This is a genomic window from Citrobacter sp. CK198, assembly GCF_030333295.1.
Lineage (GTDB): Bacteria > Pseudomonadota > Gammaproteobacteria > Enterobacterales > Enterobacteriaceae > Citrobacter_B > Citrobacter_B koseri.
In genome coordinates, this window is the sequence record NZ_JAOWGE010000035.1 from 495,777 (window position 1) to 507,533 (window position 11,757).

Sequence of the window (11,757 nt, forward strand, 5' to 3'; positions counted from 1 at the left end):
CTGTCTGATATGGGTGCGCGATTCGCATGCGTCAGATGTTGAGACGGTTAGCAAAATTTCAAGCTGTTTGTACACTTATTTTTAGTGGTAATCCCAAAGCGGTGACCTATTTCACAAAATAATAAATAAGGGGTAACTTCCCACACTTTAAGTGATCCAGGTTACGGTAGAAATCCTGAAGCAGAATATGATCTCGAGTATCAGACCGATGCAGGGGATAATCGTCGGTCAGGAAACATTCGAAACCACATATATCCTGTGTGTTTATGTAATTATTGGCAGCTTGAAAAAGAAGGTTCACATGTTAAACAACATTCGTATCGAAGAAGATTTGTTGGGTACCAGGGAAGTTCCAGCGGATGCCTACTATGGTGTTCACACTCTGAGAGCGATTGAAAACTTCTACATTAGCAATAACAAAATCAGCGATATCCCTGAATTTGTACGCGGTATGGTAATGGTAAAAAAGGCAGCGGCCCTGGCCAACAAAGAGCTGCAAACCATCCCTAAAAGTGTGGCCAACGCCATCATTGCCGCATGTGATGAAGTCCTGAATAACGGCAAATGCATGGACCAGTTCCCGGTAGACGTTTACCAGGGCGGTGCAGGTACTTCCGTCAACATGAACACCAACGAAGTGCTGGCCAATATCGGGCTGGAGCTGATGGGTCATCAGAAAGGTGAATATCAGTACCTGAACCCGAACGACCATGTGAATAAATGTCAGTCCACCAACGACGCCTATCCGACCGGTTTCCGTGTTGCCGTTTACGCGTCTATCGTCAAACTCATTGATGCAATCAATCAGTTGCGTGAAGGCTTCGAGCGTAAAGCCGTTGAGTTCCAGGACATCCTGAAAATGGGTCGTACCCAGTTGCAGGATGCTGTACCGATGACCCTCGGCCAGGAATTCCGCGCTTTCAGCGTACTGCTGAAAGAAGAAGTGAAAAGCATTGAACGTACTGCTGAGCTGCTGCTGGAAGTTAACCTCGGCGCGACGGCAATCGGTACTGGCCTGAACACCCCGAAAGAATACTCTCCGCTGGCGGTGCAGAAACTGGCTGAAGTCACTGGCTTTGCCTGCGTACCGGCAGAAGACCTGATTGAAGCAACGTCCGACTGCGGCGCTTATGTCATGGTACACAGCGCGCTGAAACGTCTGGCTGTGAAGATGTCTAAAATCTGTAACGACCTGCGTTTGCTCTCCTCAGGCCCACGCGCGGGTCTGAACGAGATCAACCTGCCGGAACTACAGGCGGGCTCTTCTATCATGCCAGCGAAAGTAAACCCGGTAGTACCGGAAGTTGTTAACCAGGTATGCTTCAAAGTCATCGGTAACGACACCACCGTAACGATGGCAGCCGAAGCAGGCCAGTTGCAGCTGAACGTAATGGAGCCGGTTATCGGCCAGGCGATGTTCGAATCTATCCACATTCTGAGCAATGCCTGCTACAACCTGCTGGAAAAATGCATTAACGGCATTACCGCAAACAAAGAAGTGTGCGAAGGATACGTTTATAACTCCATCGGCATCGTCACCTACCTCAACCCGTTCATCGGCCACCACAACGGCGACATCGTTGGTAAGATTTGCGCCGAGACCGGTAAGAGCGTCCGTGAAGTGGTGCTGGAGCGCGGCCTGTTGACTGAAGCAGAGCTGGACGATATTTTCTCCGCACAGAACCTGATGCACCCGGCTTACAAAGCAAAACGTTATACTGATGAAAGCGAACAGTAATCGTACAGGGTAGTAACACAGGAGGCACGTCAGATGACGTGCCTTTTTTCTTGTCATAAGTTACCAAATAACAACAATTTAATATCAACTTGTTAAACAACAAGGAAGGCTAATATGATAGTTTTAGAACTTATCATCGTTTTGCTGGCAATCTTTTTGGGTGCCAGACTTGGGGGCATCGGTATTGGATTTGCAGGTGGGCTTGGCGTTCTGGTTCTTGCAGCCATCGGCGTTAAACCAGGGAATATCCCGTTCGATGTTATTTCCATCATCATGGCGGTTATCGCTGCCATCTCCGCAATGCAGGTTGCGGGCGGTCTGGACTATCTGGTTAACCAGACGGAAAAACTGCTGCGCAAAAACCCGAAATACATCACGATCCTTGCACCGATCGTCACTTATTTCCTGACTATCTTTGCCGGTACTGGCAACATCTCTCTGGCAACCCTGCCGGTTATCGCTGAAGTGGCGAAGGAGCAAGGCATCAAACCTTGCCGTCCGCTCTCCACCGCGGTGGTTTCCGCACAGATTGCGATCACCGCATCGCCTATCTCTGCGGCGGTTGTGTACATGTCTTCCGTCATGGAAGGTCATGGCATCAGCTATATTCACCTGTTGTCCGTGGTGATTCCGTCCACTCTGCTGGCGGTACTGGTGATGTCCTTCCTGGTCACAATGCTGTTTAACTCTAAACTTTCTGACGACCCGGTTTACCGCAAACGTCTGGAAGAAGGGCTGATCGAGCTGCGCGGCGAAAAGCAAATTGAAATCAAACCGATGGCAAAAACCTCGGTCTGGCTGTTCCTGCTGGGCGTTGTCTGCGTCGTGGTTTATGCCATCGTCAACAGTCCAAGCCTCGGTCTGGTCGCAACACCGCTGATGAACACCACCAACGCGATTCTGATCATCATGCTGAGCGTCGCGACGCTGACGACCATCGTCTGCCGCGTCGAAACGGACTCCATCCTGAACTCCAGTACCTTTAAAGCGGGTATGAGCGCCTGTATCTGTATTCTGGGCGTAGCATGGTTGGGCGATACTTTCGTTTCTCACAACATCGACTGGATCAAAGACACTGCGGGTAGCGTGATTCAGGGCCATCCGTGGCTGCTGGCCGTCATCTTCTTCTTTGCTTCCGCTCTGCTGTACTCTCAGGCAGCCACAGCGAAAGCGTTGATGCCAATGGCGCTGGCGCTGAACGTCTCTCCGCTGACCGCTGTCGCGTCTTTCGCTGCGGTTTCCGGCCTGTTCATTCTGCCGACCTACCCAACGCTGGTCGCTGCGGTTCAGATGGATGACACCGGTACAACCCGTATCGGTAAATTCGTCTTTAACCACCCGTTCTTTATCCCAGGTACGCTGGGTGTTGCCCTTGCCGTTTGCTTCGGCTTCCTGCTGGGCAGCGTCATGCTGTAAGTTCTCCTCGCGGGGCGTATACGCGCCCCGCTTTCTTACCTCCGCTTTGACTAACATCCCGCCGCCTTCCGTTGTATAGTGACCACACTCTTGCTGCTCTTTCTGTTCTTTCGAGGTGTTTATGCTTGATGATAATAGTCAGGATATCTCCATCCCCGAGGCCGTCGTGGTGCTCTGTACCGCGCCGGATGAAGCAACAGCCCAGGATCTGGCCGCTAAGGTGCTGGCAGAAAAACTGGCCGCCTGCGCCACGTTACTGCCGGGCGCGACATCCTTGTATTACTGGGAGGGCAAACTGGAGCAGGAATACGAAGTGCAGATGATTTTAAAAACCACCGTTTCGCACCAGCAAGCGCTTCTTGAATGCCTGAAGTCTCATCACCCGTATCAAACGCCTGAACTTCTGGTTTTACCCGTCACTCACGGAGACACTGATTACCTCTCATGGCTCAACGCATCCTTACGCTGATCCTGCTGCTGTGTAGCACATCCGCCTTCGCCGGATTATTTGACGCACCAGGCCGCTCGCAGTTTGTCCCTGCTGACCAGGCTTTTTCCTTTGATTTTCAGCAGAATCAACATGACCTGAACCTCTCCTGGCAGGTGAAAGACGGCTACTATCTTTACCGCAAACAGATAAGCATCACCCCCTCTCAGGCCGAAATGGCCGAAGTCCGGCTCCCGGCGGGCGTCTGGCATGAAGATGAGTTTTATGGCAAAAGCGAAATCTACCGCAAGCGCTTAAACATTCCGCTCATCGTTAACCAGGCCGCACCCGGCGCGACGTTAACCGTGACGTATCAGGGCTGTGCTGACGCAGGCTTCTGCTATCCGCCGGAAACCAAAACCGTGCCGTTAAGCGAAGTGAGCGCCAGCACGGTGGCTAAATCCACGCCGTCGCCGGTCGCGGCGCAAACGAAAGAGACGCCGCAACCTGCCGCCCGGCTGCCTTTCTCCGCACTGTGGGCATTGCTGATTGGTATCGGGATCGCCTTTACGCCCTGCGTCCTGCCGATGTATCCGCTGATTTCCGGCATTGTACTCGGCGGTAAACAACGCCTCTCAACCGGACACGCGCTGCTGCTGACCTTTATCTACGTACAGGGTATGGCGCTTACCTACACCGCGCTGGGGCTGGTTGTGGCCGCTGCCGGGCTACAGTTCCAGGCGGCGCTCCAGCACCCTTATGTGCTAATCGGCCTTGCGCTGATCTTCACGCTGCTGGCGCTGTCAATGTTCGGACTGTTCACGCTACAGCTGCCTTCTTCACTGCAAACTCGCCTCACGTTGATGAGTAACCGTCAGCAGGGCGGCTCTCCTGGCGGCGTATTTGTCATGGGTGCGATTGCCGGGCTTATCTGCTCGCCATGCACCACCGCGCCGCTGAGCGCCATTTTGCTGTACATCGCCCAGAGCGGGAACATGTGGCTTGGCGGTGGAACGCTGTATCTCTACGCGCTGGGCATGGGGCTGCCGCTGATTCTGGTCACCGTGTTTGGCAACCGTCTGCTACCAAAAAGCGGCCCGTGGATGGAACACGTCAAAACCGCTTTTGGCTTTGTGATCCTCGCGCTACCGGTCTTTTTGCTGGAGCGGGTAATCGGCGACGAGTGGGGGCTGCGTCTGTGGTCGCTGCTGGGCGTCGCCTTCTTCGGCTGGGCGTTTATTACCAGCCTGCACGCCAGACGCGGCGGGATGCGCATTGTGCAAATCATCCTGCTGGCGGCGGCGCTGGTCAGCGTACGCCCGTTACAGGACTGGGCGTTTGGCGCAACGACCGCCCAGACGCAGGCGCACCTGAACTTCAAGCCGATTACGACAGTCGATGCGTTAAATCAGGCGCTGGCAGAGGCAAAAGGAAAGCCGATAATGCTGGATCTCTACGCCGACTGGTGCGTCGCCTGTAAAGAGTTTGAGAAGTACACCTTCAACGATCCGCAGGTTCAGCAGACGCTGGGCGACACCGTGCTGCTACAGGCTAATGTCACCGCCAACAATGCGCAGGATGTCGCCTTGCTCAGGCACCTGAATGTGCTGGGTTTACCGACAATACTGTTTTTTGATGCGCAAGGCCATGAGCACCCGAATGCGCGAGTGACGGGCTTTATGGATGCGACGACCTTTAGCGCACATTTGCGCGATCGCCAACCGTGAGCGACACTTTCTGTGGGAAAGACGGAGGAGAATACCGTGCAACGTGAAGATGTCCTGGGAGAAGCCCTGAAATTACTTGAGGTTCAAGGGATAGCAAACACTACGCTTGAGATGGTGGCAGAACGCATTGATTATCCGCTTGATGAGTTACAGCGCTTCTGGCCCGATAAAGAGGCTATTCTGTACGACGCCCTGCGTTATCTGAGTCAACAGGTAGACATCTGGCGTCGCCAGCTTTTGCTTGATGAAACCCTTACCGCAGAACAAAAACTGCTGGCGCGCTATAACGCGCTTTCGGAGTGCGTGAGCAACAACCGCTACCCCGGTTGTCTGTTTATTGCTGCCTGTACGTTTTATCCCGATCCTGCCCACCCTATTCACCAACTGGCCGATCAGCAAAAACGGGCGGCGCATGACTTCACCCACGAATTGCTGACAACGCTCGAAATTGACGACCCGGCGATGGTGGCGAAACAGATGGAACTGGTGCTGGAAGGTTGCCTCAGCCGAATGCTGGTCAATCGCAGCCAGGCTGATGTGGATACTGCTCACCGTCTGGCGGAGGATATACTGCGCTTTGCCCGCTGCCGTCAGGGTGGCGCGTTGACGTAATTAGAGCCAATTTTGCGCTTTTTGCGTGAAAAGCAGGCAGTCAGCTGTCTTTTGTCATTTTTTTCATGGAAAGCCGTTGACGCCTGCGCCCCTTTACGGTTTAATGCGCCCCGTTGCCCGGATAGCTCAGTCGGTAGAGCAGGGGATTGAAAATCCCCGTGTCCTTGGTTCGATTCCGAGTCCGGGCACCAAAATTTAAAGAAACCAGCCTACGGGCTGGTTTTTTGCTTTCTGGCGTTCCGGTAGATTTCTGGTCATTGCAGGACGTTATTTGCTTGCTGGATTTCTCGTCGTTTTCTTAGATGTTCGTTGCATTTAAAGACATATATACCCTCTGACAAGCCTATCTCTTACTTCCAGCTACGGTTATTTTCATTTCTAACTGTTCATAATGATGCAAAAGCACGAGGAAAACGGGGGAATCTGACAACATACGCCCTCCACTAGTCATATGGGGATCTTCACAAGTCCGTCCACCCGCAACATACACTTCTTTCCCTTTCACTTCTTACCATTACCAGAATCCCCCACCATAAAATGATTTATCAGTAGTAATACTACTTGAGCTGAACGTATTGCATTATTAAACCTGAGTGTCCGCTCTGAGCGAGGAGCGGAAGTTCATAATTCCTTTAGACAATCCTCCAGGGAGGTTATGATAAAAATATACAGCCACAAAGGGAGTGGACATGACATTGTTTGAGGAATGTAAGGAGTTGCTCAAGGCAGATTTTGATGTTGTGGAAGGGGATGATTTGAGTATGGTAATGGATATTTTTCATCAATATCCATGGCATAGCGGTAATCTCATATGGTCAGAAATGGATTTCAGCGATTATGAACTCACTCATGATATGTTTAATGGGAGCGGCTTAGGCAATGAAACTGTATTTGTCATAGCGGATGATGCCGATGTGCCCGTGTTCAGAACCCATCTACAACTCATTGTCGATAATATCTACGATGTCATCGCCATATCACCTAACCTATTTATTTTTAACGATAAGATAATGATTACGCCTTTATTCCCTCATAATTTTATACGGTTGGGTCTGCGAAAGTGATGAGCAGAAATACTGACCTGCTCCCCGTTGATCAACTCAGACTGTTGTTAGCAACGTCTCCTCCTGGCACAGAGCTGCCTGTCAGATTAGATTAAACTCTGTATTGTGACAAAGCCAGATCAAGTCTGAGCTAATACATATGAAGAGTGTATACAGGCTTCGCACCGCAGCAAACCGTTCTGACTTAATGGTAGATATCACAGCGAGAAAGATTGAAAGACATATACAAACTAAAGAAAACCTGCACCCCCGGTAAAAATGAACTGTGTGAAAGAGTGGAATAGCCTCTTGAAATAACAATACACTGCACACGCCGAAAAAATCAGTCCATTAAGAATAATATATTTATGTAGAATCTTATGTGGTTCATTCACCTTATCTTTTCGCCATTCAATTATCCTTAAGTTAAATTTATCATATTACTATATGATAACTACAGCGATAGTCCCGTCATTACGGATATGTAATTCATCTACGAGATCAAAAAACAAATTAGTTCTGCATATGACTAATTATTCATTTGTGACGCCACATAAATTTAAGAACATATCATTATTTTTAACTACACCTGGTTATTTCCTGAAGAAAAAGCTATTATTCGGCAGATTTTAATCCATTAGAAGAGAGTCAGGTATAAGCGGAATGTCGGCAAAATAAAGGATAACAGGTGATATGAAAAATAATAATGGACTAGAGAAACGCAGGTTTATGACACAAAATGAAATCAATTTAATTCTTAATGCTGTTAGTACAGGAACCTATGCAGTGCGTAATCGCTGTCTGGTTTTGCTGTGTTTTATTCATGGGTTAAGGGCAAGCGAAATATGTCGTCTGCGTATCTCAGATATTGACCTTAAGGATAAATGTATACATATTTACCGATTAAAAAAAGGATTCTCAACTACCCATCCCTTACTTGAAGAGGAAATTCGTTCGATAAAGTCCTGGCTGAAAATTCGCCTTACAAGCCAACATTCAGAAACTGAATGGTTATTTTTATCACGTAAAGGCAATCCCCTTTCAAGACAGCAATTTTATCAGATAATCGCCAGGGCCGGGAAGAAAGCAAAACTAGCAATTTGTGCCCACCCGCATATGCTTCGCCATTCCTGTGGATTTGCTCTGGCAAATATGGGGATAGATACCCGCTTGATTCAGGATTACCTTGGCCATCGCAATATTCGTCATACTGTCTGGTATACTGCCAGTAATGCTGGTCGTTTTTATGGCATCTGGAATAAAACAAAAAACAGAGATGTCTGTAGCAGACTGTAAGGAAAGAAAAATATAGACAGTAAATAAGTCTGAATAAAGCTATGTGCCATGGATGGCACTGCAATAGTCGCATTATCAGTATGGTTATCTATTTTATGTTTCTGCACTATATCCTGTGTTATTTTTTCTTACCAGTATAATTGACACCTCTGACATGGTCTGAATAGTTATTCCCCCGCTGAATACGTTTTTCCCCTCTGAGAATATACGGAATAGTCTTCTTGTGATGTCTGATGAAATCTTTAGAATGAAGTCGCCCAATGACATGGGGCTTTGTGAGCTTCATAGAATAAAATGGGATAGTGGTCAATATGTGCAATTAATAATACATCCCTAGCTTTAGCTATCAGTTATTCGTATCACTGGAGCTGACTCTTTATCATTCTGATACCAGGAGAAATATTATGAACCGACGCCGTTTTCTTACTGCCAGAGAAGTTCAGGCCATGATGAAAGCCGTACGTCATGGTCAGACAGGAGAGCGAGATTATTGCCTTATCCTGCTGGCCTTTCGTCATGGAATGCGTATAAGTGAACTACTGAACCTGCATTACCGGGATTTTGATCTTTATGAAGGTCGGATCAATATCCGCCGACTGAAAAATGGTTTTTCTACTATTCATCCCCTCATGCCGGACGAGTGTGAAGCCATTGAATGCTGGAGCCGGGTTCGTGCGAGTTGGAAAGGAGCGCAGAAAATAAACGCGGTGTTTATTTCCCGTAAAGGCTCACAACTTTCCCGCCAGCAGGCATACCGTATAATACGTTCTGCTGGCCAAAAGGCCGGAACCAGCACCACCACACATCCGCATATGCTGCGACATGCATGTGGTTATGAACTTGCTGAAAGAGGTACAGATACACGTCTAATCCAGGATTACCTTGGTCACCGAAATATTCGCCACACCGTACGTTATACAGCCAGTAATGCCGCCCGGTTTGCAGGATTATGGGAAAGGGTAAATCCGCTAGAGGAAAAGCTACTAAAACAGAAGATCAAAAATGATGAACTATATAGTTCATTGATAACTAAGGAAAAATAAGACATTGAACAGGTCAATTGGGACCAAACTGTCTATATCGTAGAGGAATTTTGTAATTTTCTGCAACCTGTAAGTCCATTTTTTTTGCGAAAAAAAAATATCCAACTGATTTAAAATTGTTTTTTTACTCACATTTTTTTACGTTTCATACATCCTCACCTTTTTTCCGCACCTTTTCTCCGCACGTCGAGTTCTGCTTTCCACTTGTCTTGTTGATATAACTCACGATCACCTCAGATATATTCATCTATATAAAACCAAAAAATAAGAATTAAATTCCAGAGCAACGCATAAAAAAACGAAATTAAGAAATTTATTGCTACGAGTCAAAATGGTCCCAATTGACTCATCAGTTGGGTAAAAACTGCGCAAGATCGGCAGTCGAACTATTCGGCTTAAACCTGAAATGCCAGGAAGGTACAACGACTGCCAGTTTCGGTTCGTAATATCGACATTGTTTAAAGGAAAACCGCATGAAAATCAAAACACTGGCAATCGTTGTTCTGTCAGCACTGTCCCTGAGCTCCACAGCAGCCCTGGCCGACACCACCACGGTAAACGGCGGCACCGTGCATTTTAAAGGGGAAATCGTTAACGCCGCTTGTGCAGTTGATGCCGGTTCTATCGATCAGACAGTTCAGTTAGGCCAGGTTCGTTCCGCCAAACTCGCTGCTGAAGGCAACACCAGCTCCGCTGTGGGTTTCAACATTCAACTGGATGATTGCGACACGACCGTTGCGACCCAGGCATCCGTTGCGTTCACAGGTACTGCTGTTGATGGCGCCAACCCTACCGTTCTGGCGCTACAGGGTTCCGCATCAGGCGGCGCGACTAACGTCGGCGTACAGATCCTCGACAAAACTGGCACCGCTCTGGAGCTGGATGGCGCAACCTTCAGCAGCGCTACCACGCTGAATGACGGTACTAACATCATTCCTTTCCAGGCTCGTTACTACGCAACTGGCGCAGCAACTGCCGGTACTGCGAACGCAGACGCAACCTTCAAAGTGCAATACCAGTAATTCAAACGTCTGACAGGGAAGCATTCCGGGCCAGGATGGCCCGTTATCCATAACAGGACAGGGGTGATAACGATGCAAGGAGTGAGATCAGGTCTGCTGATATTTCTGTTTCCGTCGCTGGCACTGGCTGGCAATCACTGGAACGTGACGTTGCCCGGGGGAAACATGCGTTTCCAGGGGGTCATTATTGCCGAATCCTGCCGCGTTGAAGCAGGAGATCAACAGATGACGGTCAATATGGGGCAGATCAGCAGTAATCGGTTTCATTCGTCAGGGGAAGATGCCAACCCCGTGCCATTCGATATTCATCTACAGGATTGCAGCACTGCCGTGAGTCAGCGCGTAGGCGTGTCATTTCGCGGAGTTGCCGACGGCAAAAACCCGGAGGTGCTTTCAGTTGGCGAAGGGCCGGGGATAGCAACCGGCGTAGGCATCGCTTTATTTGATAAAGACAATCAATTGATTCCACTCAACAGCCAGCCGGGCGCCTGGACGCGGCTGTATAGCGGCCCCACCACGCTTCATTTCGTGGCGAAGTATCGGGCGACCGGGAAGCAGGTCACCGGGGGAGCCGCCAATGCTCAAATCTGGTTCTCTCTGACCTATCAGTAATTAGCCAGCAGGCATGCCGGAAACAGGAAACAACGGTGAGTACGAAAGGGGAAAATGTGAAAAAAACACTGGAGATGACACGCGGCTTACTGGCGGGCTTTTTGATGCTCGCCGCAAGCGGTTTTTCCACCAGCGCTGAAGCAGGCGTGGCGCTGGGCGCAACCCGGGTTATCTATCCGGCTGGACAAAAACAGGTTCAGTTGGCGGTGACCAATAACGACAATAACAGTACCTATCTGATTCAGTCATGGGTTGAAAACGCCGATGGCGGCAAAGATGGTCGTTTTGTCATCACCCCTCCGCTGTTTGCGATGCAAGGTAAGAAAGAGAATACCTTGCGCATTATTGATGCCACCAACAACCAGTTACCGCAGGACCGGGAAAGCCTGTTCTGGGTAAACGTAAAAGCCATTCCTTCGATGGATAAATCAAAGCTCAGCGATAACACCTTACAACTGGCGATTATCAGCCGCATCAAACTCTACTACCGCCCAACGAAACTGGCTCTGCCACCGGATCAGGCGGCGGAAAAACTGACCTTTAACCGTGACGGTTCATCGCTGACGCTCAACAACCCGACGCCGTATTACCTGACGGTGACCGAACTCAATGCCGGTACGCGCGTACTGGAAAATGCGCTGGTGCCGCCAATGGGTAAAACCTCGGTCAAGTTGCCACCTGATGCCGGTAGCAACATTACCTACCGGACGATTAATGACTATGGCGCACTGACCCCGCAAATGAAGGGCGTTCTGCGTTAACACAGGGGCCGTCCACCAACAGGACTCCCCCGCACATTACAATTAAGAACTGACAGCCGG

At 49.3% G+C, this 11,757-nt stretch carries 11 protein-coding genes and 1 tRNA gene; all 12 read left to right on the forward strand.

The genetic code is table 11. The features are described 5' to 3' along the window. The first annotated feature begins 301 nt into the window (after positions 1-301). The 12 genes from aspA to OGY62_RS20240 all read left to right on the forward strand — a co-directional run bounded on the left by aspA (position 302) and on the right by OGY62_RS20240 (position 11,697). Positions 302-1,738 carry an aspartate ammonia-lyase gene (gene aspA / locus OGY62_RS20185; protein WP_024130804.1) on the forward strand — a complete coding sequence of 479 codons (1,437 nt, stop codon included), beginning with the start codon at positions 302-304 and terminating at the stop codon, positions 1,736-1,738. A 114-nt stretch (positions 1,739-1,852) separates the two neighbouring features. Continuing rightward, a complete protein-coding gene (dcuA, locus tag OGY62_RS20190; protein ID WP_012134471.1) occupies positions 1,853-3,154 on the forward strand; it encodes an anaerobic C4-dicarboxylate transporter DcuA in 1,302 nt (433 codons plus the stop codon). A 121-nt stretch (positions 3,155-3,275) separates the two neighbouring features. Continuing rightward, on the forward strand, positions 3,276-3,623 hold the full coding sequence (gene cutA, locus OGY62_RS20195) for a divalent cation tolerance protein CutA (RefSeq protein ID WP_012134473.1): 348 nt from the start codon (positions 3,276-3,278) through the stop codon (positions 3,621-3,623). Continuing rightward, the gene (locus OGY62_RS20200) at positions 3,599-5,308 is read left to right on the forward strand and encodes a protein-disulfide reductase DsbD (RefSeq protein ID WP_286460462.1); all 1,710 of its coding nucleotides are present in this window, start codon (positions 3,599-3,601) and stop codon (positions 5,306-5,308) included. The genes cutA and OGY62_RS20200 overlap by 25 nt, the downstream gene beginning before the upstream one ends. A 36-nt stretch (positions 5,309-5,344) precedes the next feature. Beyond that, complete coding sequence (locus tag OGY62_RS20205) at positions 5,345-5,920, forward strand: transcriptional regulator (RefSeq protein ID WP_024130805.1); 576 nt, start codon at positions 5,345-5,347, stop codon at positions 5,918-5,920. Between the two features lie 115 nt (positions 5,921-6,035). Further along, a tRNA-Phe gene (locus tag OGY62_RS20210) sits at positions 6,036-6,111 on the forward strand. 498 nt (positions 6,112-6,609) lie between these two features. Continuing rightward, positions 6,610-6,984, forward strand: coding sequence for a CDI toxin immunity protein (locus OGY62_RS20215; RefSeq protein ID WP_071257308.1), 375 nt, complete (start codon positions 6,610-6,612; stop codon positions 6,982-6,984). Positions 6,985-7,656: 672 nt separating this feature from the next. Further along, positions 7,657-8,259, forward strand: coding sequence for a tyrosine-type DNA invertase (locus OGY62_RS20220; protein WP_012134478.1), 603 nt, complete (start codon positions 7,657-7,659; stop codon positions 8,257-8,259). Between the two features lie 404 nt (positions 8,260-8,663). Next, entirely contained in the window at positions 8,664-9,302 is a 639-nt protein-coding gene (locus OGY62_RS20225; protein ID WP_012134479.1) for a tyrosine-type DNA invertase, read from the forward strand. A 473-nt stretch (positions 9,303-9,775) separates the two neighbouring features. Further along, on the forward strand, positions 9,776-10,324 hold the full coding sequence (gene fimA, locus OGY62_RS20230) for a type 1 fimbrial major subunit FimA (protein ID WP_049008432.1): 549 nt from the start codon (positions 9,776-9,778) through the stop codon (positions 10,322-10,324). Between the two features lie 72 nt (positions 10,325-10,396). Continuing rightward, a complete protein-coding gene (fimI, locus tag OGY62_RS20235) occupies positions 10,397-10,936 on the forward strand; it encodes a type 1 fimbrial minor subunit FimI (protein WP_286460463.1) in 540 nt (179 codons plus the stop codon). 56 nt (positions 10,937-10,992) lie between these two features. Further along, positions 10,993-11,697, forward strand: a complete 705-nt coding sequence (locus OGY62_RS20240; protein ID WP_161799976.1) for a fimbria/pilus periplasmic chaperone — start codon at positions 10,993-10,995, stop codon at positions 11,695-11,697. Positions 11,698-11,757 lie beyond the last annotated feature (60 nt).